The organism is Sulfitobacter sp. SK025 (assembly GCF_003352105.1).
Taxonomy (GTDB): Bacteria; Pseudomonadota; Alphaproteobacteria; order Rhodobacterales; family Rhodobacteraceae; genus Sulfitobacter; species Sulfitobacter pontiacus.
Map to the genome: position 1 here is coordinate 923,634 of NZ_CP025808.1, position 24,675 is coordinate 948,308.

The window sequence follows — 24,675 nt, forward strand, 5'->3', positions numbered from 1 at the left end:
ATCGCGTCAGCAGTTTAGACGATTGTCGCTTCGGTCGCGGCGCGCAGTTCGTCTTCCGTGACGCCATCGGCGCATTCAACGATCTTCAGCCCGCCTTCAACGACATCCAGCACACCCAGATTGGTGATGATGCGGTCAACGACGTTCTTGCCGGTCAGCGGCAGGGTGCATTCTTTCAGCACCTTGCTGTCCCCATGCTTGCTGGCGTGGTCCATGACCACCACAACGCGGCCCACACCCGCGACCAGATCCATTGCGCCGCCCATGCCTTTGACCAGCTTGCCGGGGATCATCCAGTTGGCGAGGTCGCCGTTTTCAGCCACTTCCATCGCGCCCAGAATGGCCATGGCGATCTTGCCGCCGCGGATCATCCCGAAGGAGGTCGAGCTGTCGAAATACGAGGTGCGGTCCAGCTCGGTGATGGTCTGCTTGCCCGCGTTGATCAGGTCGGCGTCTTCCTCGCCCTCGATGGGGAAAGCCCCCATGCCCAACATGCCGTTTTCCGACTGCAACGTCACATCCATCCCGTCGGGGATGTAATTGGACACCAGCGTCGGAATCCCGATGCCAAGGTTCACATACCAACCGTCTTGCAGTTCCTGCGCGGCGCGTGCCGCCATTTGATTGCGATCCCAAGCCATTATACGTCCTCCCGCTGACGTGTGGTGCGCTGTTCGATGCGTTTCTCGTGATCACCCTGAATGATGCGGTGCACATAGATGCCGGGCAGGTGGATCGCGTCGCCGCCAAGGCTGCCACGGGGGACGATCTCTTCGACCTCGGCGATGCAGATCTTGCCACACATGGCCGCTGGCGGGTTGAAGTTGCGCGCAGTTTTGCGGAACACCAGATTGCCAGTGTCATCCGCTTTCCAGGCTTTCACGATCGCCAGATCCGCAACGATGCCCCGCTCAAGGATATAGGTCTCGCCGTCGAAATCCTTGTGCTCTTTGCCTTCGGCGATCACAGTGCCAACGCCGGTTTTGGTATAGAAACCGGGGATGCCCGCACCACCCGCACGCATACGTTCGGCCAAGGTGCCTTGCGGATTGAATTCCAGCTCAAGCTCGCCGCCGAGATACTGGCGCATGAATTCCTTGTTCTCGCCGACGTAAGAGCTGATCATTTTCTTGACCTGCCTGGTCTGCAACAAGATACCGATGCCGAAATCATCTACGCCCGCATTGTTCGAGGCAAAGGTCAAATCCTTGGTGCCCGCGTCCCGGATCGCGTTCAGCAGCAGTTCGGGAATACCGCAAAGGCCAAAGCCCCCCGCTGCGATCAGCATGCCATCGTGCAGCACGCCTTCCAGCGCCTCGGCAGCGCTTCCATAGATTTTCTTCATTCCGGCTCCTTTCAAGAGAGGCTCACGGCCCTGTCGTTTTATAATTATACGACTTCTATGACGCGGCGTAACGAACGTGTCAAACCGCCGACGCTAACGTCAGCGGTACCAGTGAAGCCTGCCGGAAAATTCGGGGGAATGCGCGCCCACCCTGCGTCGGGTGGGCAGCTGTCGTCGCGGGGTCAGTGCAGCCCGCAGCGAGGTCAGACGATGCGTACCTGCGTGCCGATGGGGGCAATCTGGTACAGCGCCTCGATCATGTGGTTGTAAAGCCCGATGCACCCGTCAGAGCTTTGCCGCCCGATCTTGCGCGTGTCATGGGTGCCGTGGATCAGATAGGCGGGCCAGCTGAGGTACATCGCATGGGTGCCAAGCGGGTTGTCCGGACCGGGCGGCATATACTTCAGATCGGGGTCGCGTTCGATCATGCTGGGGGTCGGTGTCCAGTCGGGCCCGACACGTTTGCGCACAATGCGGGTGTAGCCGCGTTTGGTCAGCTCGTCGCTGCGGGGCACGGAGGTCGGGTAAATCTTGTAGGTCTCGCCATCGCCGCCCCAATAGTGCAGCGCGCGGGAAGAGGTATCAGCCACGATTGCGGCTTTGCCCAATGTATCAAAGTGGTCCTGCCAGTTCTGGCTGGAAAATCCGTTGGTGTTATGACGTACCGGTGCCGCGATCTCTGGCACCGGCGTCTGTGCGCGCAACAGGGCCGGCGTGAAAAGCGCCGCGCCCGCTGTCAGGATCAACCCGCGTCTTGAGAATGTCTGCTCTGCCATTTTTATGTCCTTCTACCGTGGCGATTGTCACAGGTAAAAGCAGCAAGGGCAGGGCGGGGCAACTCACATATATGTCATTTCATGAATATGTGAGTTGCGCTCTCACTCTTCCGGTGCGGTGGCCGATTTTGCGGGTGCCTTTTTGGCCGCTGGTTTCTTTGCGGGGGCCTTCTTGGCAGCCGTTTTCTTGGCCGGAGCCTTTTTCGCAGCGGTTTTCTTTGCTGCGGGCTTCTTGGTTGCGGCTTTGCGCTTGGCAGGGGATTTCGCCAGCTTTTCCTCGATCAGCTCAACCGCACGTTCCATGGTCAGATCGGCAGGCTCGACCTCTTTGGGGATGGTGGCGTTGACTTTCTCCCACTTCACATAAGGCCCATATTTGCCTTCCATGATGTTGACCTCGCCGCCCAGATCAGGGTGTTCGCCCATCTCGCGGATCGGTTTTGCCGCTTTGCCACGCCCGCCACGGCTGGCGACTTTCTCGGCCAGAAGCTGCACGGCGCGGTTCATGCCAACGGTGAACACCTCGTCCAGTGTTTCGAGGTTCGCATTGGTCCCGCCACGGTTCGACGTGCTGTCGGCGTGTTTGATATAGGGGCCGTAGCGCCCGATATTTGCCCAGACCATCACCCCATCTTCCGGGTGCGGGCCGATCTCACGCGGCAGCGACAGCAGCATGACAGCGCGTTCCAGCTCCAGCTCTTCGGCGGGCCAGTCCTTGGGCACCGATTGGCGCGGCGGTTTTTTGTTCTCTTCGGTGACGGGGCCGCGCTGCACATAAGGGCCGAAGCGCCCTTTGAACACGCGAATCTCGTCGCCCATATCCTCGCCCAGCAGTTTGCCATCGGGCGGAATAGCCGAGGCTTCGGCCTCGGGGTCGGGCGGGCCGAAGGGGCGGGTATAGCGGCATTCAGGGTAGTTCGAACAGCCGATGAACGCGCCGCCGGAACGTGCGGTGCGCATGGACAAACGTCCGATCTCGCAGTTGGGGCACAGGCGCGGGTCGCTGCCATCCTCATTGGGCGGGAAGAGATGCGGCTCGAGTACCTCGTTGATCTTCTCCAACACCTCGGTGATGCGCAAATCGGCGGTTTCGGCAATCGCAGCCGAAAAATCCTGCCAGAACCGGCCCAGCACATCCTTATAGTCGGCATCCGCCGCGCTCACCTTATCAAGCTGGTTTTCCAGATCGGCGGTGAAATCATAGCCCACATATTTGCGGAAGTAATTCTCGAGGAAGGCCGTCACCAAACGGCCCTTGTCCTCGGGGAACAGACGGTTGCCTTCCTTGCGAACGTATTCGCGGTCCTGAATGGTGGTGACAACGCTGGCGTAGGTCGACGGGCGCCCGATTCCCAGCTCTTCCATGCGCTTGACCAATGTCGCTTCAGTGTAGCGGGGGGGCGGCTGGGTAAAGTGCTGCTCTGGCGTGACGGCGCGTTTGTCCATCTTGTCACCTTGGGTGATCTGCGGCAGGCGCTTGTCATCCTCGTCCACGACATCGTCGCGGCCTTCTTCGTAGACACGCAGGAAGCCGTCGAATTTCACCACCTGGCCGGTGGCGCGCAGCCCGACCTGTTCGTCCTTGCTGCCGATCTCTACCGTGGTGCGTTCCAGACGCGCGCTTTCCATCTGGCAGGCCAGCGTGCGCTTCCAGATCAGGTCGTAAAGCTTGCGTTGATCCGGTTCGGTCAGTTTCAGCGCGCCGGCATCTTTGGTCATGTCGGTGGGGCGCACACATTCGTGCGCCTCTTGCGCGTTCTTGGCCTTGTTCTTGTAGATACGCGGCTCGGACGGAACATACTCCGCCCCGAACCGGTCCGAGATGGCGTCCCGTGCCATCGTGATCGCTTCGGGGGCCATGTCGATGCCGTCGGTCCGCATATAGGTGATGTGACCGGCTTCATAGAGCCGCTGCGCCGTGCTCATGGTCTGGCGTGCGCCCATGCCGAACTTGCGGCTGGCTTCCTGCTGCAGGGTCGAGGTCATGAACGGGGCCGAGGGGTTGCGGCTCGCGGGTTTCGCCTCGACGCTGGTAACCGTCAGATCGCGGCTGGTGATCGCCTGCACCGCCATCTCGGCCTGGGTTTCATTGCCAAGATCAAAACGGTCCAGCTTCTTACCGGCAAGCGTCACCAGACGGGCCTCGAACTCTTGCCCGCGCGGCGTGGCGACCAGCGCCTTGACGCTCCAGTATTCGCGGTTGCGGAAGGCCTCGATCTCCATCTCGCGCTCGACGATCAACCGCAAGGTGACCGACTGTACCCGCCCCGCCGATTTCGCGCCGGGCAATTTGCGCCATAGGACGGGCGACAGGTTGAAGCCCACCAGATAATCCAGCGCGCGCCGTGCCAGATAGGCCTCGACCAGTGGCATATCGACCTGACGCGGGTTCGCCATCGCTTCGGTTACGGCCTTTTTGGTGATCTGGTTGAACACCACGCGGCTGACCGGCGTGTCCTTCTTGATCGACTTGCGTTTGGTCAGCGCCTCTTGCAGGTGCCAGCTGATCGCTTCACCTTCGCGATCGGGGTCAGTCGCGAGGATCAATGCGTTGTCGTCTTTCAGCGCATCAGCGATGGCTTTGACGTGTTTCTTGCTTGCTGCGGCGACTTCCCAGGTCATGTCGAACCCGTTTTCCGGGTCGACCGATCCGTCTTTGGGCGGCAGATCGCGGACGTGGCCGTAGGACGCAAGCACGGTGTAATCACTGCCGAGATACGAGTTGATCGTTTTAGCTTTGGCAGGTGATTCGACGACGACAACTGGCATAAAATTCGGCACCTTGGATCAAATTAATTCGCGTGGCTTATGCTGTGACATGTGGCGTGAAGCGAAGTTTGTCAATCCGCAGAACAGCGCGCCCCCTTTGATACACGGGCTATAAAGCGCCTTTTCGGGGGTGTTTCACGGTGTAATCCGGCCGGGGTTCCGGCTTCCAGATGGTCTAAATCCCGGGGGCGCTTTGGAGGGTCTCCAAAGCGGGGGCTGGCCCCCGATCTGCGGCCGCCTCACGCTCAGTCCGCGCGGGATACCAGCCCGCCTGCGTGGCGCAGGATATGCCCATTCAGCTCAAGCTCGACCAGAACAGGTGTGGCGATTCCCGGTGCGACGGCCAGATCGCGCAGCAGCTGGTCTTCGGCAACGGGGCTGGGGCCAAGGCGTGACAATATATCGGTGTGCAGCGCTGCAATGTCGCGCTGGGGCGCGGGGGCGGCTGCTTGGGAAATGGGCGGGCTGGCGGCGGCAGCCTTTGCCGGCCCCAGTTGATCCATCACATCTGCGGCATTGCGCACCAGCGCCGCCCCGTCACGGATCAGCATGTTGCAGCCCGCGGCACGGGCATCGAAGGGGTGGCCGGGCACGGCAAGCACCTCTCGCCCCTGATCCAGCGCGTCACGGGCGGTGATCAGGCTGCCGGATTTCGCCGCCGCTTCGACCACGACCGTTGCGCGGCTTAGCCCTGCGATGATCCTGTTGCGGCTGGGGAAATGCCGCGCCATCGGTTGCAGCCCCATCGGTTGTTCCGAAATGCGCAGCCCTTGGGCCGCGATGTCTTGGGCAAGCGTCGTATTCTCTACCGGATAGATCACATCGACGCCCCCCGCTTGCACCGCGATTGTGCCGGATTCGAGCGTGGCCAGATGTGCCGCGGCATCAATCCCCCGCGCCAATCCCGAGACGACCGTAAACCCCGCCTCACCCAAGCCGGATGCCAAGGCGCGGGCCATGCGCGTCCCGAGCGATGAGGCGTTTCGCGCGCCCACAATCGACACCAAGGGGCGGCGCAGCAGCTCGATATCTCCGATTGCCCATAGAAACGGGGGGGCGTCGTCAAGCTCTGCCAGATGAGGGGGGTAGGTTGCGCAATCATGGGCTATCAAGCGCGCGTTCGCGGCCTTTGCCGCGCGCAGCTCTGCGTGCACGACATTCTCGGGGCAGATGCGATAGTCTTTCACACCTGCGGCGCGGGCGACGTCGGGCAACGCCTCAAGCGCGGCACGCGCGGTGCCGTAGTCGCGCAGCATGCGGTAATAGGTGACAACGCCGACACGGCGCGAGCGCAACAGACGAAGCCGCGCAAAGCTGTCGTCTTCCAGGGTGGGTTGGACCAAGGGGGGCGTGGAAGAGGAAGGAGTGTTGTTCCTGTCAGTCATCCCGCGTCTCCGTCCGTTGCCTCACCAGCTTTAGGCAAAGCTGCTTAACGAAACGTGAACGGCGAAGGTTTAATCCGAACTACTAATCTTCTTCTACGTGCCATGCCGTCTTGGATCACCGGAGCACCTGGGTGCACTCCGGCAATCCGGTGTTGCTCAGGCGGCAGCGGCACCGCCGACGGTCAGGCCGCCGATCATCAATGTCGGCTGTCCGACGCCCACAGGCACCCATTGGCCCGCCTTGCCGCAGTTGCCCATGCCCGGATCCAGCGCGGGATCATTGCCGATGGCGCGGATCTGTTGAAGCGCCGTGGCCCCGTCTCCGATCAGCGTGGCCCCTTTGACGGGGTCGCCGACCACGCCATTGCGCACACGATAGGCTTCGGTGCAGGAAAAAACGAACTTGCCGTTGGTGATATCCACCTGCCCGCCGCCAAAACCGACCGCATAGATGCCGTCCTTGAGGTCCGCGACGATATCGCCGGGGGCCACGTCACCGCCCAGCATATAGGTGTTGGTCATGCGCGGCATCGGCGTGTGGGCATAGGATTCGCGGCGGCCATTGCCGGTAGGGGCCACGCCCATCAGCCGGGCATTCTGCCGGTCCTGCATATAGCCTACCAGCACACCGTCCTCGATCAGCACATTCTTGGCCGAGGGCGTGCCCTCGTCATCAACAGAGATAGATCCGCGCCGGTCGGGGAGGGTGCCATCATCCAGCACCGTCACGCCTTTGGCGGCGATGCGTTGGCCCATGAGGCCGGCAAAGGCGCTTGAGCCCTTGCGGTTGAAATCTCCTTCCAATCCGTGACCGATGGCCTCGTGCAGCAGGATGCCGGGCCAGCCGGGGCCAAGCACAACATCCATGACGCCCGCAGGCGCGGGCACGGCACGCAGGTTGACGCAGGCGATGCGCAGGGCTTCGCGCGTTTTGGCCTGCCAGTCGGCAGGGTCCAGCAGCCCGTCCAGCCCGACACGCCCGCCGCCACCGGCGGTCCCGCTTTCGCGGCGGCCATCCTGTTCGACGATGACCGACACGTTCACCCGCGTCATCGGGCGCACATCGCGGACAGAGGTGCCCTCGGGGCGCAGAATCTCGACCTCCTGGATAGAGGCAGAGATAGAGGCAGAAACCTGTACGACACGCGCATCAAGGCTGCGGGCGAAATCATCGATCTCGCGCAGGGTGTCGACCTTGACGGGAAAGGCCGCGCCCGCGATTGGATCTTCGTCGGTATAGAGCTTTTGATTAGTCGCGGCAGGCGCATCCGCCCATGTGCCGCCCCCCGCACCCACGGCCAGCCGTGCCGTCTCGCTTGCGCGGCGCAAGGCGGCTTCGGTGATCTCGGTCGAGTGGGCATAGCCCGACACATCGCCGCGCACCGCCCGCAGGCCAAAGCCTTCGGAGGCATCGTAGCTGGCCGTTTTCAGCCGCCCGTCGTCAAACACCAACCCTTCAGACCGCCGGCGTTCGAAAAACAGTTCCCCGTCGTCGGCACCTGCCACAGCGTCGCGCAGGATGGACAGCGCGGCGTCACGGTCAAGCTGCGCCTCAAAGGGGTTGAAAGGCGGCTGGCTCATAAAAATGTTCCCTGAATCGTGTCATAAAAATCGCTTCGCGTCCGTTTGACGCAAGCAGAAGTCTTTATCTTGAAGTTAGAATATGATTGTAAGCGTACAGATTACAACGGGACAGCTGCCTCCAATTGCGGGGTGCTGCTGGGATTCGCTTATCAATGGTCACAAGATCAGGACGACATATGAAACATCTTCTCTCTTTTTCGGGTCTCATGGCCGCTTTTTCCGCCGTGCCAGCAATGGCGCAGGAAAACCTTCGCATCGACGGGCTGGAAATCATTGGTGAGCCGGTAGACGGCAAGATGGGCTTTCAGCCAGCCGTGACCCGCGTCGCGCAAGACATCCACGATCTGGACCACCTGATCCTGATCATCATCACCTTGATCACCATCTTCGTGACCGGTCTGATCCTTTGGGTGGCGGTCCGTTATAACCGCAAGCGCAACCCCGTTGCCGCATCCTTCACACACAACACGCCGGTTGAAATCCTCTGGACCGTCGCACCGATCGTGATTCTGGTGCTGATCGGGGCCTATTCGCTGCCGATCCTGTTCCGTCAGCAGGAAATCCCGCAGGCCGACCTGACCATCAAAGCCACCGGCAACCAGTGGTACTGGTCCTATGAATATGTCGACGAGGGCTTTGGCTTTGACAGCTATATGATCGGTGCACCGGCTGTTGGCGGCGAAAACCGCAAAACACCCGAAGTCGTCGCACAGCTTGAGGCCGCCGGCTATACCGAACAGCAGTTCCTGCTGGCGACCGATACCGCCGTTGTGATCCCTGTCGGTCAGACCATCGTTGTTCAGGTCACCGGTTCGGACGTGATCCACTCTTGGGCGATGCCCGCCTTCGGTGTGAAACAGGACGCCGTGCCCGGCCGTCTGGCGGAAACATGGTTCACCGCCGAGAAAGAAGGCGTGTACTTCGGTCAGTGTTCCGAGCTGTGCGGCAACGCCCACGCTTATATGCCGATCACTGTGAAAGTCGTCTCGGAAGAGGCCTATGCCCAGTGGCTTGGCAACGCGAAAGAAGAGTATGCGGGCATCCCGCAGACTCTGACCGTTGCGTCCAAGTAAGGCACAATTGCTGATGCGGGGTGCGCGACGCGCGCCCCGGGTTCCTTTTGTATGAGAGATCGCATGACAGATACCAGCACGACACCTGCGGGCGAGTATGAGGCGCAGTTCGGCGATTATTTCGCCCTGATGAAGCCGCGCGTCATGCAGTTGGTGGTATTTACCGCACTTGTTGGCATGCTCGCCGCGCCCGAGTCTGTGCACCCCGTGATCGGCTTTGCCTCGATCCTGTTTGTCGCCATCGGAGCAGGGGCCTCGGGGGCGCTGAACATGTGGTGGGACGCCGACATCGACGCGATCATGCGCCGGACCCAAGGCCGCCCGATCCCGTCGGGGCGCGTCCAGCCGGGCGAAGCGCTGGCGATCGGTGTGGCGCTGTCGGGCATGTCTGTCGTCATGCTGGGGCTGGCGGCCAACCTGCTGGCCGCGGGTATGCTGCTGTTCACGATCCTCTTCTACGCCGTTTTCTATTCCATGTGGCTTAAGCGTGCGACGCCGCAGAACATCGTCATCGGCGGTGCTGCGGGGGCGTTCCCGCCCGTGATCGGCTGGATCATCGCCACCGGCAGCTTCTCGGTCGAGGCATGGCTGATGTTCGCGCTGATTTTCATGTGGACCCCGCCGCACTTCTGGGCCTTGGCGCTGTTCATGCGCAATGACTATGACGACGCGAAGGTGCCGATGCTGACCGTGACCCACGGCCGCCGCTCCACCCGTCGTCATATTCTGGCCTATACTGTTTTGCTGGTCATTCTGGCGGTCGGCACCGGCTTCACCTCGATCGGCGGGCCAATCTATCTGGCGACCGCGGGTGTGCTGAACCTGTTGTTCCTGGTCGGGGCCTTCCGCATCTGGCAGCGTGATGAAGACGACAGCGAAGCCGATGATTTCCGCGTTGAACGCAAGTTCTTCCGCCTGTCGCTATGGTATCTCTTCTTGCACTTCGGTGCCATTCTGCTGGAGGCCACCCTGCGGGGCTACGGCTTGGGAGGCTGGTAATGGGTATTCGCGCTGAACACGAGATTCACACACGCCGCCGCGGGCGCAACCTTGGCGTCGGTCTGCTGCTGGCCGCCTTTGTCGTGCTGGTCATGGCGCTGACCTTTGTCAAAATCACCAACATCGATTTCAACGATCTGCCCGGTGGTGAGCTTCAAACACAGGAGAGCAACTGATGGCCCTGTCCGGACCCGCGAAGACTGTGGTGCAAACCGTCTCTGTCGTCATCCTGATGGGCGGGCTGGCTTGGGCATCGGTGCCGTTCTACGATTGGTTCTGCCGCGTCACCGGCTTTGGCGGAACGCCGGGGCAGGTCGCGGGGGCCGAGGGCGAGGTGCTGGATCAGACGATCAAGGTGCGTTTCGACGGCAGCTTGAACGAAGACATGCCGTGGGAATTCAAACCCGTCGTCAACGAGATGGAACTGCGCATCGGCGAGACCGGGCTGGCGTTCTACGAGGCCTACAACCCAACCGATCACCCCGTGGCGGGGCAGGCGTCCTACAACGTGACGCCCTATGCCGCCGGGGCCTTCTTTGAAAAGATCGAATGTTTCTGCTTTACGGAACAGGTGCTCGCCCCCGGTGAGCGTGTTCAAATGCCCGTCAGCTTCTTTGTTGACCCCGAAATCGTCGAAGACCGTGATGGCAAGTATGTACATACGATCACACTGTCTTATACGTTCTATGAAATTGACCTGCCCGAGGACTATGAAGCCCCCGATCAGGACAGCGAGACAAACCTGAATTAAGAAAAAGGTGAGGGACTGAACCAATGGCCCATGAAAAGAACCATGACTATCACATTCTGCCGCCGTCCACATGGCCATTGCTCAGCTCCATCGCCGGCTGTGTCATGCTGGTTGGTGGTGTCTTCTGGATGCACGATGTAACCCCCTTCGTCTTCTTGGGTGGTCTGGTTGCCGTTCTGTACTGCATGTTCGGATGGTGGTCCGAGGTTGTTGCTGAAAGCCACGTCGGCGATCACACCAACGTCGTGCGCATCGGTCTGCGCTATGGCTTCATCCTGTTCATTATGTCCGAAGTGATGTTCTTTGTGGCGTGGTTCTGGACCTTCTTCAAAGAAGCCCTGTACCCGATGGATGAATTCCCGGGCTCCACATATGTGCAGCCGGATATCATTCCCGTTGACGCCTTCCACCTGCCGCTGATCAACACACTGATCCTGCTGCTGTCGGGCTGCGCTGTCACATGGGCACACCACGCGCTGGTACATGAAAACAACCGCAAAGACCTGATCGCCGGCCTGTCCATCGCGATCGTTCTGGGCATGCTGTTCACCGCGTTCCAGGCCTATGAATATTATGAACTGCTGGCCCATGACGACTGGACCTTCGGCGGCGACCTGTTCTTCTCCAGCTTCTTCATGGCGACAGGCTTCCACGGTTTCCACGTTGTGATCGGCACGATCTTCCTTGCGGTCTGCCTGTTCCGCGCGATGAAAGGCCACTTTACCCAAGAGCAGCACGTCGGCTTTGAAGCCGCTGCCTGGTACTGGCACTTTGTTGATGTGGTCTGGCTGTTCCTCTTCTTCGCCGTCTACATGTGGGGCATCTAAGCCCGCAGTCGGCTTGCAAACCGGGCCGCAATCACTAAAAGCAACAGGCGCGCGAGGGGGACCTTGCGCGCCTTTGCATTGCCGCCACCCGTCCACGGGTGCCAACCTCAAGAGAGCTTTATGCGTCGTACGCTATTCCTGCTGATTGTCGGCCTTGGCGGGGCTGCTATCCTGATTTGGCTGGGCGTTTGGCAGATCCAGCGGCTGGCGTGGAAAGAGGCGATTATCGCCGACATCAACACCCGCATCGCCGCCGCCCCCGTCGACCTGCCCCCTACCGTCAACGCCGAGGATGACGCCTATTTGCCCGTCGCGGTGACCGGTGCCTATCGCGCAGGCGAGGTGCATGTGCTTGTGTCCCAGAAAGACGTCGGCGCAGGATACCGCGTCATCGCGCCTTTCGCGCTAGAGTCTGGCCGCCGCATCATGGTCGACCGCGGTTTTGTCCTGACAACGGACAAGGACGCCCGCCGCGCTTTGGGCCCCGCGACGGTGACGGGCAATCTGCAATGGCCGCGCGAAACCGATAGCTTCACCCCAGAGGCCGACCTGAAGGGCAACATCTGGTTCGCGCGCGATGTGCCGGATATGGCGCAAACGCTTGGCACCGACCCCGTTCTTCTGGTTGCGCGCAGCAGCACGCCTCAGCCAGCGGGGATCAGCCCGTTGCCCGTCGATACCGCCCGTATTCCCAACGACCACTTGCAATATGCCATCACTTGGTTCTCTCTTGCCGCGATCTGGCTTGGGATGAGCCTGTTCTTCTTGCGCCGCCGCCGCGCGCCCAAAACCGAAAGCTGACCCTTATGCGTTATGTCTCCACCCGTGGTTCCGCCCCCGTTTTGTCGTTCGAAGAGGCGCTGCTGACCGGCCTCGCCCGTGACGGCGGCCTGTATGTACCCGAAACGATCCCGACGCTCGGCACCGATGAGCTGCGCGAGATGGCCACGATGTCCTACGAGGATGTCGCCTTTCGTGTGATGAAACCCTTTGTCGGCGACACATTCAGCGACGATGAATTCAAGGCGCTGATCGCCAAGGCCTATGCGGGCTTCAACCACAAGGTGCGCGCGCCGCTGGTGCAGCTTGAACAGGGGCACTTCCTGCTTGAACTGTTCCACGGACCCACGCTGGCGTTCAAAGACTTTGCCATGCAGTTGATCGGCCACATGTTCCAGGCCGTGCTGTCGCGCAAGGGTGAACGGGTGACCATCGTCGGTGCGACCTCGGGCGATACCGGATCCGCCGCGATCGAAGCTTTCCGCGGGCTGGATAACGTTGATGTCTTCATCCTCTTTCCCCACGGTCGCGTGTCCGAAGTGCAGCGCCGACAGATGACCACACCATCGGAAAGCAACGTGCACGCGCTGGCGCTGGACGGTGATTTCGACGACTGTCAGGCGCGCCTGAAAGACATGTTCAACGACCACGCTTTCCGCGACGGGGTGCAGCTGGCAGGGGTCAACAGCATCAACTGGGGCCGCGTGCTGGCGCAGGTGGTCTATTACTTCACCGCAGGGCTCGCTATGGGCGCGCTGGACCGCAAGGTCAGCTTTACCGTCCCCACGGGCAACTTCGGCGATATCTTCGCGGGCTACATCGCGCGCGAAATGGGCCTGCCGATTGCCGATCTGGTGGTTGCGACGAACCAGAATGACATCCTGCACCGCTGCCTGACCACAGGCGGCTACCACAAGGGCGAGGTTCATGCCTCTATCAGCCCATCGATGGATATTCAGGTCAGCTCCAACTTTGAACGCGCCTTGTATTTCGCCTACGGCCAAGACAGCGACGCGATCAATGCGCTGATGGGTGATCTGGCGAAGGGTGGATTCGACGTGGGCGACAATGCCCTGCGCGACCTCCAAAACACCTATAAATCGGGCCGCGTGTCCGAAGAGGAAACCAGCGAGACGATCAAGGCCTTCTACGCCGACACAAACGAACTGCTGTGCCCGCATTCTGCCATCGGGGTCCGCGTGGGGGCGGCCTTGCGTGATCCGGCGACGCCGATGATCACGCTGGCCACCGCGCATCCGGCCAAGTTCCCCGACGCGGTCGAAGCCGCCACAGGCCAGCGCCCGCCGCTGCCCGACCACATGGCCGATCTGTTCGACCGCGAAGAACGCGTAACCCGCGTGCCGAACGACCTTGAGGCGCTCAAGGATATCATTAAAGGGGGCATCGCTCAGTGAGCTTGCAACAACACCGCCTGTCCAATGGCTTTCGTATCGTAACCGAACATATGCCGGGGCTTGCATCGGCATCTATCGGGGTCTGGGTTTCGGCGGGCGCGCGGCATGAGACGGCCACGCAAAACGGTATCGCGCATTTCCTTGAGCATATGGCGTTCAAGGGCACGGCCAAGCGCACCTCGTTGCAAATCGCCGAAGCGATCGAGGATGTGGGCGGCTATATCAACGCCTATACCTCGCGCGAGGTGACGGCATACTATGTGCGCGTGCTGGAAAATGACGTATCGCTGGGGCTGGATGTGATCGCGGATATCTTGCGCAATCCGGTCCTTGATAATGGCGAGATCGAGGTAGAGCGCGGCGTGATCCTGCAAGAGATCGGTCAGGCGCTGGATACGCCGGATGATGTGATCTTTGACTGGTTGCAGGAAAAGGCATACCCCAACCAACCCATCGGGCGCACCATTCTGGGCCCGTCCGAACGCGTGTCGAATTTCAGCCGCGACGACCTGTCGGGCTTTATCAGCCAGCATTACGGCCCCGACCAGATGATCCTCGCCGCCGCAGGGGCGGTGGACCATGACGAGATCGTGCGCCTTGCTGAACAGCTGTTCGGCGACATGCCCCCCAAGCCTCTCTTCGACGTTGATGCTGCCAAATTCAGCGGCGGTGAAGTGCGCCAGTTGAAACCGCTTGAGCAAGCGCATTTCGCGCTCGGGTTCGAAGCGCCCGGCTACCGCGCCGATGATATCTATGTCGCGCAGATCTATGCCTCTGCCCTGGGGGGCGGCATGTCGAGCCGCCTGTTCCAGGAGGTCCGCGAGAACCGCGGCCTGTGCTATACGATCTTTGCGCAGGCAGGGGCCTATGCCGACACAGGCATGATGACGATCTATGCAGGGACCAGCGGTGAACAACTGCCCGAACTGGCGGGCATCACCATTGACGAGATGAAGCGCGCCGCCTCCGACATGTCCCCGGCCGAGGTTGCAAGGGCACGGGCGCAGATGAAGGCTGGCCTGCTGATGGGGCTGGAAAGCCCGTCGAACCGCGCGGAACGTCTGGCGCGTCTGATCCAGATCTGGGACCGCGTCCCCCCGCTGGAAGAGACCATCGCGCAGATCGACGCGGTCACCACAGGCGACGTGCGCGACTTTGCCCAGAATATCGCCGCCAGCGCCCCTGCGGCATTGGCGCTTTATGGTCCGGTAGATGGTGCCCCCACATTGGAAGAACTTCAGGAGCGTCGCGCTGCCTGATGCAACTGCTGAAACGAAAGCTTGCCATTGAAACCGAAAGGCTGACGTTGCGCCCACCGGTGCATGCTGACTTCCGCCCCTGGGCCACCCTGCGGTCGGACAGCATCACCTACCTCACCCCGTGGGAGCCGTCTTGGGCACCGGACCACCTGTCGCGCAAAGCGTTTACCAATCGGGTCTACTGGGCCAATCGGTCGGTCTCTGCGGGGACGGCGCTGCCGCTGTTCCTGATCCGCCGCAAGGACAACATGCTGATCGGGGCGATCACGCTGGATAACATCCGCCGCGGCCCGGCACAGGCGGGCACCTTGGGGTATTGGACCGGCGAACAATTCGCCCGCCGTGGCTATATGCGCGAAGCGATCGAGGCGACGGTGCACCACGCCTTCACCCGTCTGGACATCAGCCGCGTCGAGGCCGCCTGCCTGCCCGAGAACATCGCCTCGCGCGGGTTGCTGGAAAAGACCGGTTTCAAATACGAAGGCGTCGCGCAAAGCTATCTGCAAATCGACGGGCGCTGGCGGACCCATGTGCTGTATGCGCAGCTGCGCGGGGACCGTCGGGGCAAGACCGCAGCGGGGTAGGGGTTTCTGATGATCGCCTATGTCACCGTCGGGGCAGACGACCTTGCACGTGCCAAACGCTTCTATACCGCTTTCCTGCCAGCCTTGGGCTATGCCCTGACCGAAGGCCCCGAAGGCTTGAGCTTTGTGCTGTCGCAGGCTGCGGGGCAGCCCGCGGCCTTGCCGGATTTTTACGTCAAACCGACCTTCGATGGCGCGCCGGCTTCTGCTGGCAACGGGTCCATGATCGCGTTCGAAGCACCCACTCAGGCACAGGTGCGCGTGCTGCACGCCGCAGCGCTGGCCGCGGGCGGCAGCGATGAGGGCCAGCCGGGGTTTCGCGTCACCTATGGTCCGCGCTTCTACGTCAGCTACCTGCGCGACCCCCAAGGCAACAAGATCGCGGTCTTCTGTGATAATCCGGCAGAGCCGGGCAGGGATGATCCACCCCCTCCACCGACGCGTTGATATGAAAAAGGCCAGACAGCGATGTCTGGCCTTTCGTTACTCTGATGTCCGCAGCGAGTTAGCGGCGGCGGTCGCGCCGCGCGCTCATCGGTTGGAAGGCGACGCCGACGTGGGCCTCGCAATAGGGCTTGCCCTGCTGTACGGGCAGACCACAGAACCAGAAATCATCCGTTGCAGGGTCACCGACGGGCCATTTGCAGGTCCGCTCTGTCAGGTCCATCAGGCCGATCTTCTTCGACTTTTTCTCGACCTCACTCACCTTGGCAAGCGCTTCCGGGCTGATCTCGTTCGCGGAGGGCTGCGGTGGCAGCGGCTGACCGGCGGGAATGATCTTGGCGCGCGCGGGCAGGTTGGGGCGGGGCGCTGGCGTGGCCTCCGCCGGTTCCGGCTCTGCGGCTTCGGGGGCGGGTTCAGCCTTGGGCTTGGCGGCTGCGGCGGGTTTCGCGGCAGGCTTGGCCTTGGCTTCCGGTTTCGCCGCCGCAGTAGGGGCGGCGGCGGGCGCTGCGGTTGCGGTCCGGTTGGACAGCCCCAGACGATGCACCTTGCCGATCACGGCATTGCGGGTCACACCGCCCAACTCCTTTGCAATCTGGCTTGCGGATTGGCCCTCGCCCCACATTTTCTTCAGGATCTCTACGCGGTCATCGGTCCAAGACATTTGGCGTCCTTAGCTAACAAGCGGCCCTTCTCAGGACCGCCGTGGAAAAATCTCAAGCCCCTATACTAATCACTGACAGCTTGGGTGCAAGGCGCGAACGGGCGATTGGGGCGGCAGCGGGGACAAACGCTCCCCTAAAACCACAGCAAAGCAGCCACCGCACCGTTCGTGCGACAGATTGCGGCGATCGCGCGCCAATTTTTGCTTTGCAAGCCGCGAAAAGCTGCTTATGCAAACGGCATGATCAACCGTTCGACATCCTCTTTGCGACGACGCCAAGGCTAATTGGCGACACCGGCCCCTGACAAGGGGGGCACGGCATTGATCTTTTGCGACATAAATTGCGTCGCACCCCTTCAAATCTTATTGACCCTCTCCGTCACACATGGCCTTTTGTGCCTTTGATGCGGCCAACCCATAAGGATGATCCTGATGATCCCATCTGTTCTGCCGACCTATTCACGCGCCCCCCTGAGCTTTGTCAAAGGCGAAGGGTCCTGGTTGATTGAACAGGACGGCCGCCGATTTCTGGATCTGGGCGCAGGCATTGCGGTGAACGCGCTTGGCCATGCGCACCCCGCGCTGGTGGCGGCGCTGACCGAACAGGCGGGGCAGCTTTGGCATACCTCGAACCTCTACGAGATCCCCCAGCAACAGGAACTGGCCGACCGGCTGGTCGCGCTCAGCTTTGCCGATACGGTGTTTTTCACCAACTCCGGCACCGAGGCATGCGAACTGGCGGTCAAGATGGCGCGCAAGTATTTCTACGACAAGGGCCAGCCCGACCGGACCGAGATCATCACCTTCTCGGGTTCGTTCCACGGGCGGTCATCTGCCGGGATCGCGGCGGCAGGATCCGAGAAAATGACCAAAGGCTTCGGCCCGCTGCTCCCCGGTTTCAAACATATCGAATTTGGCGATATGGAGGCGCTTGGCGCGGCGATCACCGATACCACAGCCGCCATCATGATCGAACCGGTGCAGGGCGAAGGCGGCATCCGTCCCGTGCCGGATGCTGACCTCAAACAGATGCGCGCGCTGTGCGAAACACACGGGCTGTTGCTGATCTTTGACGAGGTGCAATGCGGCGTGGGCCGCACCGGCAAGATGTTCGCCCATGAATGGGCCGGCGTCACCCCCGACATCATGATGGTCGCCAAAGGCATCGGCGGCGGTTTCCCCCTGGGCGCCGTGCTGGCCACAGAAAACGCGGCCTCTGGCATGACGGCGGGCACCCACGGGTCGACCTATGGCGGCAACCCGCTGGGCTGTGCCGTGGGCAATGCTGTGGTCAATATCATCGGCACAGACGCCTTTCTTGAGGATGTGAACCGCAAGGCCGGCTTGATGCGCCAAAAGCTCGAAGGGTTGGTCGCCAGCCACCCTGACGTGTTCGAAAGCGTGCGCGGCAGCGGGCTGATGCTGGGGCTGAAATGCAAAGCCACCAACAGCGATGTCGTCTCTGCGGGCTACCGTTACGAGGTCATCACAGTACCGGCGGCGGATAACGTGATCCGCCTGCTGCCCCCTCTCAATATCACCGATGAAGACATCGCCGAGGCCGTCTCCCGCCTTGATCAAGCGGCCAGCAGCCTTGCTGCCAGCTGACCTTCATTTTGCCCTATAAACTCCGGGGGGCCGGGGGGGCTGGCCCCCCAACTCCCTAAAATAAAAGAATAACCCATGAAACATTTTCTCGATATTCACCAAACCGATCCGGCTGACCTGCGCAGCATCATCGACAATGCCGCCACGATGAAATCGTCCCGTCTGGGCCGCCCCCGTGGTGCGCCGGATGATGAACAGCCGCTCAAGGATCACATGGTTGCGCTGATCTTTGAAAAGCCCTCGACACGGACGCGGGTCAGCTTTGACGTGGGCGTGCGTCAGATGGGCGGGCAGACGATGGTGCTGTCTGGCGCAGATATGCAGCTCGGCCACGGAGAGACCATCGCCGACACGGCACGGGTGCTCAGCCGCTATGTCGATCTGATCATGATCCGCACCTTCGAAGAGGCGACCCTGCTGGAAATGGCGGAATATGCCTCTGTCCCGGTGATCAACGGGCTGACCAACCGCACCCACCCCTGCCAGATCATGGCCGATATCATGACCTTTGAAGAGCATAGCGGCCCGATCAAGGGCAAAAAGGTGGTCTGGTCCGGTGACGGTAACAACGTCTTCGCCAGCTTCGCGCATGCGGCTAAAGCCTTTGATTTCGAACTTGTGTTCACCGGCCCGCAGACACTTGACCCCGAGGCCGCGCTGAATGGCCTTTACACAACCGAGCGTGACCCAAACAAAGCGGTAGAGGGCGCGGATCTGGTCGTGACAGACACATGGGTGTCGATGCATGATCCGCAATCGGCGCGCGAACGTCGGCACAACCAGCTGCGCGGCTATCAGGTGAATGACGCGCTGATGGCCAAGGCAAAGCCCGACGCGCTGTTTATGCACTGCCTGCCTGCACACCGCGATGACGAGGTGACAAGCTCTGTCATGGATGGCCCAAGCTCGGTCATCTTTGACGAGGCTGAAAACCGGCTGCACGCGCAAAAGTCGGTCATGCGCTGGTGCTTGGGGAAATGAGCGACCGGCGGCCCATCGTTGTCGCGGGTGCGGGGGCGATCGGCTGCTTTGTGGGTGGCATGCTTGCCGCCCACGGTCGCGATGTCACGCTGTTGGTACGCCCCCGCGTGGCAGAGCAGATCCGCAAGCATGGTCTGCGGCTGACGGGTTTTGACGGGCTCGACCAACAGGTGCCTGCCGCAAGCCTGACCCTGTCTCAGGACCCTGCCTGTCTTGCCGAGGCGGGGATCGTGCTGGTCACGGTCAAGACCGACGACACCGCCGATATCGCGCGGCTGGTGGCGCAGCACACGCCGGCGCTTTCGACCATTGTCAGCCTGCAAAACGGCCTCGACGCGGCCGAGATCCTGCGCGAGGCCTTGCCGTTGCATGATGTACGCGGGGGCATGGTGCCCTTCAACGTCGTCCCCCATGGCGACGGGCGGTATCACCGCGCGACCAGCGGGGATATCTTCGTCGAAACGGGCCGGATGCCACTGGCGGGCTATCTGTCGGTGCCGGGATTGCAGGTTACGGGAACGGGGGCGATCATCGGCGTTCAATGGGGCAAGCTGTTGCTGAACCTGAACAACGCGCTGAACGCCCTGTCAGGGCTGACCTTGCAGCAACAACTGCTTGACCGGCGCTGGCGACGCGTGATGGCCGCCCAGATGGCCGAGGCGCTTGCCGTGCTGAAGGCTCATGGCATCCACCCTGCATCCTCTACGCCACTGCCCGCACCGCTGATCCCTTGGGTGCTGCGCCTGCCGACGCCGCTGTTCACGCGTGTCGCGGCCAAGATGCTGACGATTGACCCGATGGCGCGGACCTCGATGTCCTATGACCTAGAGGCGGGTAAACCGACCGAGATCGACGCGCTTCAGGGCCGGATCATCGCGATGGGGGCGCAGGAAGGCGTCGCCACGCCGCTGTGTCAGCGGGTCTCTGATCTGGTGAAAGAGGCGCAGGCGCGCGGTCCGGGGTTGCCCGATATGGACCCCTCGGACCTTCGCTAGGCGGCAAGCCATGCGCCACAGCGCTTAGTTGACTAGCGCGTTCAGCCCCAGAAAGATCATCGCTGACATGGTTGCTGCCGCGGGGACGGTGATGACCCAGGCCGCGACGATGGTCATGAAGTGCGACCGGCGCACGAGTTTTCGGCGGCGGCGTTCCTCTACAGCGATGCGTTTGACCTGACCGGCTTTGGCACCGGGGCGACGCAGGCGGCGCTCCATATGCCATTCGCGGTAGAAGCCTACGCCAAAAACGCCCCCCACAGCGATATGGGTAGAGCTGACGGGCAGGCCCAGCCACGAGGCGATGATCACGGTGATCGCCGCAGAGAGGGCGACGCAATAGGCGCGCATCGGGTTCAGCTTGGTGATCTGGCTGCCCACCATGCGGATCAGTTTCGGCCCGAAAAGGAACAGCCCGAAGGAAATGCCGAAGGCCCCGATCACCATCACCCACATAGGGATAGAGACTTTGGCCTCGAACCCGCCGAACTCCGAGGCGTGGACGATCGCGGCAAGGGGCCCAACCGCGTTGGCGACATCATTAGCCCCATGTGCAAAGCTGAGCAGCGCTGCGGAAAAGACCAGCGGCAGGCCGAACAACACTTTGACGGATTTGTTGCGGTTCTCCATCCCGACCGACGCGCGGCGGATGGCGGGGTAGGAAATGGCATAGGCCAGAACGCCACAGGCCAAACCGATCAGCAGGGCCGAGCCCATGTTGATCTCGACGATCTTCTTGAGCCCCTTGAGCGCCAGATAGGTGGCAAAGACGCCGGACATGACGCCAATCAGGATCGGCACCCAGCGACGCGAGGCTGCGATCTTGTCCTCTTGGTAAAGGATTTGCGACTTGATCAGCGCAAGGAACATCGCCGCGACAGCGCCGCCCAAGACGGGCGAGATAATCCAGCTGAGGGCGATCATACTCATCGAAGGCCAGTTCACTGCCGCCATCCCCGCAGCCGCGATGCCGGCACCCATGACGCCGCCCACGACCGAGTGTGTGGTCGATACCGGTGCGCCCACCCATGTGGCCAGATTGACCCACAGGGCCGACGAGATCAGCGCGGCCATCATGGCCCAGATGAACACTTGGGAATCCGCGACCGACGCGGGGTCGATGATCCCTTTCGAGATGGTCGATACCACATCGCCACCAGCCAGAAGGGCACCGGCACTTTCGCAAATGGCAGCAATGATGATCGCACCGCCCATGCTCAGCGCCTTGGCCCCGACGGCGGGGCCCATATTGTTGGCAACGTCATTGGCCCCGATGTTCACCGCCATATAGGCCCCGAAGGCCGCGGCGGCGATCACCACATAGTTGGACGGCTGCGCGCCAAAGAACAGACCGGCGACCAGCGCGGCCAATACGATGAAGGCAAGGGCAATGCCAAATCCGACCATAGGGCGCGCCACATAGGTCGCGGCCTGTTCCACCCGCGAGATGCGGTTCAGGTCAGAATCCAGTGTTTTCCACTGTTGGCCTTTGGGTCCGTCGGTCATTGCTGCCTCATTTTCTAAAACCATGCGCTCGTGGCACAGTGAAAACGGTTTCGCAAGGCCGCACGGGGGGCTATCGGGGCGTGGCGACTAGAGGTTCAGAAGGATTTCGCGCAAATCAGGCTCTGCCACCAGTTCGGCGGCTTCCTTCGGGGGCATCCAGCGGCGGGTGCGCAGGTCGACCTCGGGGTATTCATCCTCGATGTGGCGGACGCGGGTCAGGTAGACCTGTGCGATGACGGGCGTGGTCATCCCTTCGGACAGGCCCTTGTCATAGTCATAATACCCGATCGGCTCGCTTTCGATATCGGCCTTGGACACGCCTGCCTCTTCCCATGCTTCGCGCAGGGCGGCACCGGCACCGTCCAGTCCGTCAATCGGCCAGCCTTTCGGCACGATCCACCGGCCGGTGTCACGGCTGGTGATCATCAGGACTTCTTTACCTTCGGGGGTTTCACGGTAGCACAATGCGGCGACCTGAATACGTTTGGGGCGGCGCCAGATGGGGAGGATCATCCCCTCCCACGCGCGTTTGAGTTCATGTATCATAATTAAAACGTTAACCTGTAACTTCGTTGTTCTTGCTTTTATCCGGTCATCGTAGCTGAAAAAGAGACGAGAATCAATTTCACCCCCGCAAACCCTTGTGCAGCGGCGGTGTGCATCCCACTGTTTGATGGACCTTATAGGAGACTTAGCGCGATGGCCGCAGATTTAAAGACCGCAGATATTGGCGTTTATGGTCTGGGGACGATGGGCAGTGCGCTGGCGCTTAATCTGGCCGAGCAGGGGTTCCGTGTGGCGGTCAGCAACCGCGAAGCCGATTGGATCGCGCCCTTTCTGGAGGAGGCCGGACCGCTGGCGGGTCACCTCTCGGGCCACGCGACGCTTGAGGATTTTGTCGACAGTATCGCGCAGCCGCGCAGCATCTTGTTCATGATCCCGTCGGGTGCTCCGATGGATGCGATGATCGACGCGGTGATGCCGCTGCTGGATGAGGGCGACACCATCATTGATGGCGGCAACGCCGATTTCCACGACACCCGACGCCGCGCCGCGGCCTTTGACGGTACGGGGCGGCATTTCGTCGGCATGGGCGTGTCGGGCGGCGAAGAGGGTGCGCGCCACGGCCCGTCGATGATGGTGGGTGGTACCGATCACAGCTGGACCCAGCTGCGCCCCATGCTCAGCGCGATTGCGGCCAAGTTTCAGGGCGCGCCTTGCGTCGATCATCTGGGGCCGGACGGGGCGGGGCATTTCGTCAAGACCGTGCATAACGGGATCGAATATGCCGACATGCAGATGATCGCCGAAGTCTACGGGCTGCTGCGCGACGCCGGTGGGCAAACGGCACCGCAGATCGGGGCGCTGTTTGAAAGCTGGCAGAAAGGGCCGCTCAGCTCTTACCTGATCGAGGTGTCTGCCGCCGCGCTGCAAACCGTGGATGCCGAGAGCGGGACGCCAATGGTGGATCTGATCCTTGATAAGGCGGGTCAGAAAGGCACGGGCCGCTGGACCCTGATCGAGGCGCTGAAGCTTGGCCAGTCGGCCAGCACGATCGAGGCGGCCGTCGGTGCCCGTGGCTGGTCGAGCGAGAAAGCCTTGCGGGTCGCGGCGGCGCCGCTCTTGCCGGATGCGGTGACCGGCGGCACGCTGCCAACCGAGGATGAGATGAAATCGGCCCTGCTGGCCGCGCGCATCCTGGGTCACGCGCAGGGGTTCCGCGTTTTGTCTGCCGCCTCTGACGAATTCGGCTGGCAGCTGGATATGGCCCGCATTGCAGAGATCTGGCGTGCGGGCTGTATCATCCGGTCAGCCTTGCTGGACGATCTGGCCGATGCGTTCCACGCAGGATTGCCCGAGGGGGCCTTGATCCTCGCCCCCGCCATCCGCGATATGCTGGGCGATCACCTTGCTGGCCTGCGCAAGACCGTCGCCGCCGGGGTGAGCCTGGGCGTGCCCATGCCCGCGCTAAGCGCGTCACTGGCGTGGTATGACAGCATCCGAACCGCACGCGGGTCTGCGAATTTGATCCAGGCGCAGCGCGACTTTTTCGGCGCGCACGGGTTTGAACGCGGCGATATCGCGGGGGCGCACCACGGGACATGGAACGCGATCCGGCGCGACTAGGGCGCTGGTTTAGCCACGGCGCAGGGACGATTGTGCGAAAGGGTCTGTCTCGTAGGTGACATGCGACAGATACAGACCCTGCGGCGGGGCGACGGGGCCGCAGGCTTGACGGTCCCGCGCAGCGAGCATCTGTTTCACATCGTCGGGCGCAAATGATCCGGCCCCGACGCGTTCAAGCGTGCCCACGATGCTGCGCACCTGATTGTGCAGGAACGACCGCGCGCGCACGTCGAACTGCACCTCGACACCGCCGCCGACGGGATGCTCTGTCATATCCACGCGGTCCAGCGTTTTGACCGGCGTTTGCGCCTGACAGATGGTCGAGCGGAAGGTGGTGAAATCATGCTCGCCGATCAGATGGGTCGCGGCCTCGCGCATGCGGTCGATGTCCAGCGGCTTCTTGACCTGCCAGACCAGCCCCGCCTGATGTGTCGCCGGAGGGCGACGTACCAGCACACGAAACAGATACCGGCGTTCGAGCGCGGAAAAGCGGGCGTGAAAGTCATCATCCACCGCGACGCAATCGACGATCGCAATGGGCAGTGGTTTCAGATGATAGTTGATCGCCTCGGACAGGCGGAACGGGGTCCAGTCACGTTCCATATCGCAATGGGCGACCTGCGCCAGCGCGTGGACACCGGCGTCGGTGCGCCCTGCGGCGGCGATGTTATGGGCGCGCGGTTCGATCTTGGCCAAGGCGTCCTCTATCGCGCCTTGGACCGACGCAAGGTCGATCTGGCGTTGCCAGCCGACAAAAGGTGCGCCGTGGTATTCGATTTTCAGGGCATAGCGTTGCATGGCGGGCG

Annotated in this window: 24 protein-coding genes; 14 read left to right on the forward strand and 10 right to left on the reverse strand. The window is 61.8% G+C overall.

Going from position 1 to position 24,675, the window contains the following annotated elements; all coding sequences use genetic code 11:
• Positions 1 to 14: 14 nt before the first annotated feature.
• From C1J04_RS04425 to tldD, 6 genes are all read right to left on the reverse strand, one after another.
• Positions 15 to 641, reverse strand: a complete 627-nt coding sequence (locus C1J04_RS04425; protein WP_009826130.1) for a 3-oxoacid CoA-transferase subunit B — start codon at positions 639 to 641, stop codon at positions 15 to 17.
• On the reverse strand, positions 641 to 1,345 hold the full coding sequence (locus tag C1J04_RS04430; RefSeq protein WP_009826131.1) for a CoA transferase subunit A: 705 nt from the start codon (positions 1,343 to 1,345) through the stop codon (positions 641 to 643). The genes C1J04_RS04425 and C1J04_RS04430 overlap by 1 nt, the downstream gene beginning before the upstream one ends.
• A 203-nt stretch (positions 1,346 to 1,548) precedes the next feature.
• On the reverse strand, positions 1,549 to 2,121 hold the full coding sequence (locus tag C1J04_RS04435; RefSeq protein ID WP_005851682.1) for a L,D-transpeptidase: 573 nt from the start codon (positions 2,119 to 2,121) through the stop codon (positions 1,549 to 1,551).
• Positions 2,122 to 2,223: 102 nt separating this feature from the next.
• Positions 2,224 to 4,890, reverse strand: coding sequence for a type I DNA topoisomerase (gene topA, locus C1J04_RS04440; protein WP_009826132.1), 2,667 nt, complete (start codon positions 4,888 to 4,890; stop codon positions 2,224 to 2,226).
• Between the two features lie 245 nt (positions 4,891 to 5,135).
• A complete protein-coding gene (dprA, locus tag C1J04_RS04445; RefSeq protein ID WP_174226596.1) occupies positions 5,136 to 6,275 on the reverse strand; it encodes a DNA-processing protein DprA in 1,140 nt (379 codons plus the stop codon).
• 156 nt (positions 6,276 to 6,431) lie between these two features.
• Positions 6,432 to 7,856, reverse strand: coding sequence for a metalloprotease TldD (gene tldD / locus C1J04_RS04450; protein WP_005851686.1), 1,425 nt, complete (start codon positions 7,854 to 7,856; stop codon positions 6,432 to 6,434).
• Positions 7,857 to 8,035: 179 nt separating this feature from the next.
• On the opposite strand from tldD, the gene coxB reads away from it, so the two are divergent.
• The 10 genes from coxB to C1J04_RS04500 all read left to right on the forward strand — a co-directional run bounded on the left by coxB (position 8,036) and on the right by C1J04_RS04500 (position 15,994).
• A complete protein-coding gene (coxB, locus tag C1J04_RS04455; protein ID WP_037954173.1) occupies positions 8,036 to 8,932 on the forward strand; it encodes a cytochrome c oxidase subunit II in 897 nt (298 codons plus the stop codon).
• Between the two features lie 63 nt (positions 8,933 to 8,995).
• Complete coding sequence (gene cyoE, locus C1J04_RS04460) at positions 8,996 to 9,931, forward strand: heme o synthase (RefSeq protein WP_009826135.1); 936 nt, start codon at positions 8,996 to 8,998, stop codon at positions 9,929 to 9,931.
• Positions 9,931 to 10,107: a hypothetical protein gene (locus tag C1J04_RS04465; protein WP_005851690.1), complete on the forward strand. Its 177-nt coding sequence runs from the start codon at positions 9,931 to 9,933 to the stop codon at positions 10,105 to 10,107. Before cyoE ends, C1J04_RS04465 begins: the two co-directional genes overlap by 1 nt.
• Entirely contained in the window at positions 10,107 to 10,682 is a 576-nt protein-coding gene (locus C1J04_RS04470; protein ID WP_005851692.1) for a cytochrome c oxidase assembly protein, read from the forward strand. The genes C1J04_RS04465 and C1J04_RS04470 overlap by 1 nt, the downstream gene beginning before the upstream one ends.
• A gap of 23 nt (positions 10,683 to 10,705) precedes the next feature.
• A complete protein-coding gene (locus C1J04_RS04475; protein ID WP_005851694.1) occupies positions 10,706 to 11,509 on the forward strand; it encodes a cytochrome c oxidase subunit 3 in 804 nt (267 codons plus the stop codon).
• A 120-nt stretch (positions 11,510 to 11,629) separates the two neighbouring features.
• Complete coding sequence (locus tag C1J04_RS04480) at positions 11,630 to 12,310, forward strand: SURF1 family protein (protein WP_009826136.1); 681 nt, start codon at positions 11,630 to 11,632, stop codon at positions 12,308 to 12,310.
• A gap of 5 nt (positions 12,311 to 12,315) precedes the next feature.
• Positions 12,316 to 13,704 (forward strand): threonine synthase, encoded by a 1,389-nt coding sequence (gene thrC / locus C1J04_RS04485; protein ID WP_009826137.1) that lies wholly within the window; start codon positions 12,316 to 12,318, stop codon positions 13,702 to 13,704.
• Positions 13,701 to 14,963 carry a M16 family metallopeptidase gene (locus C1J04_RS04490; protein ID WP_037954175.1) on the forward strand — a complete coding sequence of 421 codons (1,263 nt, stop codon included), beginning with the start codon at positions 13,701 to 13,703 and terminating at the stop codon, positions 14,961 to 14,963. The genes thrC and C1J04_RS04490 overlap by 4 nt, the downstream gene beginning before the upstream one ends.
• Positions 14,963 to 15,547, forward strand: coding sequence for a GNAT family N-acetyltransferase (locus tag C1J04_RS04495; protein ID WP_005851700.1), 585 nt, complete (start codon positions 14,963 to 14,965; stop codon positions 15,545 to 15,547). The genes C1J04_RS04490 and C1J04_RS04495 overlap by 1 nt, the downstream gene beginning before the upstream one ends.
• A 9-nt stretch (positions 15,548 to 15,556) precedes the next feature.
• Positions 15,557 to 15,994, forward strand: coding sequence for a VOC family protein (locus tag C1J04_RS04500; RefSeq protein ID WP_009826139.1), 438 nt, complete (start codon positions 15,557 to 15,559; stop codon positions 15,992 to 15,994).
• 58 nt (positions 15,995 to 16,052) lie between these two features.
• Here C1J04_RS04500 and C1J04_RS04505 read toward each other — a convergent pair whose 3' ends face one another.
• Entirely contained in the window at positions 16,053 to 16,652 is a 600-nt protein-coding gene (locus C1J04_RS04505) for a GcrA family cell cycle regulator (protein WP_009826140.1), read from the reverse strand.
• A 432-nt stretch (positions 16,653 to 17,084) separates the two neighbouring features.
• On the opposite strand from C1J04_RS04505, the gene C1J04_RS04510 reads away from it, so the two are divergent.
• The 3 genes from C1J04_RS04510 to C1J04_RS04520 all read left to right on the forward strand — a co-directional run bounded on the left by C1J04_RS04510 (position 17,085) and on the right by C1J04_RS04520 (position 20,236).
• Positions 17,085 to 18,260, forward strand: a complete 1,176-nt coding sequence (locus tag C1J04_RS04510; protein WP_037954177.1) for an aspartate aminotransferase family protein — start codon at positions 17,085 to 17,087, stop codon at positions 18,258 to 18,260.
• 75 nt (positions 18,261 to 18,335) lie between these two features.
• Complete coding sequence (gene argF, locus C1J04_RS04515) at positions 18,336 to 19,241, forward strand: ornithine carbamoyltransferase (protein WP_009826142.1); 906 nt, start codon at positions 18,336 to 18,338, stop codon at positions 19,239 to 19,241.
• Positions 19,238 to 20,236, forward strand: a complete 999-nt coding sequence (locus C1J04_RS04520) for a 2-dehydropantoate 2-reductase (RefSeq protein WP_009826143.1) — start codon at positions 19,238 to 19,240, stop codon at positions 20,234 to 20,236. Before argF ends, C1J04_RS04520 begins: the two co-directional genes overlap by 4 nt.
• A gap of 24 nt (positions 20,237 to 20,260) precedes the next feature.
• Here the strand turns inward: C1J04_RS04520 and C1J04_RS04525 are convergent, their stop codons facing one another.
• Both C1J04_RS04525 and C1J04_RS04530 read right to left on the reverse strand, forming a co-directional pair.
• Positions 20,261 to 21,742, reverse strand: a complete 1,482-nt coding sequence (locus C1J04_RS04525) for an inorganic phosphate transporter (protein ID WP_009826144.1) — start codon at positions 21,740 to 21,742, stop codon at positions 20,261 to 20,263.
• 87 nt (positions 21,743 to 21,829) lie between these two features.
• The gene (locus tag C1J04_RS04530) at positions 21,830 to 22,288 is read right to left on the reverse strand and encodes an NUDIX hydrolase (protein WP_009826145.1); all 459 of its coding nucleotides are present in this window, start codon (positions 22,286 to 22,288) and stop codon (positions 21,830 to 21,832) included.
• 153 nt (positions 22,289 to 22,441) lie between these two features.
• Between C1J04_RS04530 and gndA the strand changes: the two genes are divergently transcribed.
• A complete protein-coding gene (gene gndA, locus C1J04_RS04535) occupies positions 22,442 to 23,869 on the forward strand; it encodes an NADP-dependent phosphogluconate dehydrogenase (protein WP_009826146.1) in 1,428 nt (475 codons plus the stop codon).
• A gap of 9 nt (positions 23,870 to 23,878) precedes the next feature.
• Here the strand turns inward: gndA and truA are convergent, their stop codons facing one another.
• Positions 23,879 to 24,667 (reverse strand): tRNA pseudouridine(38-40) synthase TruA, encoded by a 789-nt coding sequence (gene truA / locus C1J04_RS04540; protein ID WP_005851709.1) that lies wholly within the window; start codon positions 24,665 to 24,667, stop codon positions 23,879 to 23,881.
• Positions 24,668 to 24,675 lie beyond the last annotated feature (8 nt).

Bases quoted from the DNA above. Each gene is read 5' to 3' on its own strand.
- C1J04_RS04425 (WP_009826130.1), bottom strand. From the start codon at position 641: ATGGCTTGGGATCGCAATCAAATGGCGGCACGCGCCGCGCAGGAACTG.
- C1J04_RS04430 (WP_009826131.1), bottom strand. From the start codon at position 1,345: ATGAAGAAAATCTATGGAAGCGCTGCCGAGGCGCTGGAAGGCGTGCTG.
- coxB (WP_037954173.1), top strand. From the start codon at position 8,036: ATGAAACATCTTCTCTCTTTTTCGGGTCTCATGGCCGCTTTTTCCGCC.
- C1J04_RS04530 (WP_009826145.1), bottom strand. From the start codon at position 22,288: ATGATACATGAACTCAAACGCGCGTGGGAGGGGATGATCCTCCCCATC.
- C1J04_RS04470 (WP_005851692.1), top strand. From the start codon at position 10,107: ATGGCCCTGTCCGGACCCGCGAAGACTGTGGTGCAAACCGTCTCTGTC.
- C1J04_RS04435 (WP_005851682.1), bottom strand. From the start codon at position 2,121: ATGGCAGAGCAGACATTCTCAAGACGCGGGTTGATCCTGACAGCGGGC.
- argF (WP_009826142.1), top strand. From the start codon at position 18,336: ATGAAACATTTTCTCGATATTCACCAAACCGATCCGGCTGACCTGCGC.
- C1J04_RS04475 (WP_005851694.1), top strand. From the start codon at position 10,706: ATGGCCCATGAAAAGAACCATGACTATCACATTCTGCCGCCGTCCACA.
- dprA (WP_174226596.1), bottom strand. From the start codon at position 6,275: ATGACTGACAGGAACAACACTCCTTCCTCTTCCACGCCCCCCTTGGTC.
- C1J04_RS04510 (WP_037954177.1), top strand. From the start codon at position 17,085: ATGATCCCATCTGTTCTGCCGACCTATTCACGCGCCCCCCTGAGCTTT.
- thrC (WP_009826137.1), top strand. From the start codon at position 12,316: ATGCGTTATGTCTCCACCCGTGGTTCCGCCCCCGTTTTGTCGTTCGAA.
- tldD (WP_005851686.1), bottom strand. From the start codon at position 7,856: ATGAGCCAGCCGCCTTTCAACCCCTTTGAGGCGCAGCTTGACCGTGAC.
- C1J04_RS04500 (WP_009826139.1), top strand. From the start codon at position 15,557: ATGATCGCCTATGTCACCGTCGGGGCAGACGACCTTGCACGTGCCAAA.
- C1J04_RS04465 (WP_005851690.1), top strand. From the start codon at position 9,931: ATGGGTATTCGCGCTGAACACGAGATTCACACACGCCGCCGCGGGCGC.
- truA (WP_005851709.1), bottom strand. From the start codon at position 24,667: ATGCAACGCTATGCCCTGAAAATCGAATACCACGGCGCACCTTTTGTC.
- C1J04_RS04495 (WP_005851700.1), top strand. From the start codon at position 14,963: ATGCAACTGCTGAAACGAAAGCTTGCCATTGAAACCGAAAGGCTGACG.
- C1J04_RS04520 (WP_009826143.1), top strand. From the start codon at position 19,238: ATGAGCGACCGGCGGCCCATCGTTGTCGCGGGTGCGGGGGCGATCGGC.
- C1J04_RS04505 (WP_009826140.1), bottom strand. From the start codon at position 16,652: ATGTCTTGGACCGATGACCGCGTAGAGATCCTGAAGAAAATGTGGGGC.
- cyoE (WP_009826135.1), top strand. From the start codon at position 8,996: ATGACAGATACCAGCACGACACCTGCGGGCGAGTATGAGGCGCAGTTC.
- C1J04_RS04525 (WP_009826144.1), bottom strand. From the start codon at position 21,742: ATGACCGACGGACCCAAAGGCCAACAGTGGAAAACACTGGATTCTGAC.
- topA (WP_009826132.1), bottom strand. From the start codon at position 4,890: ATGCCAGTTGTCGTCGTCGAATCACCTGCCAAAGCTAAAACGATCAAC.
- C1J04_RS04480 (WP_009826136.1), top strand. From the start codon at position 11,630: ATGCGTCGTACGCTATTCCTGCTGATTGTCGGCCTTGGCGGGGCTGCT.
- gndA (WP_009826146.1), top strand. From the start codon at position 22,442: ATGGCCGCAGATTTAAAGACCGCAGATATTGGCGTTTATGGTCTGGGG.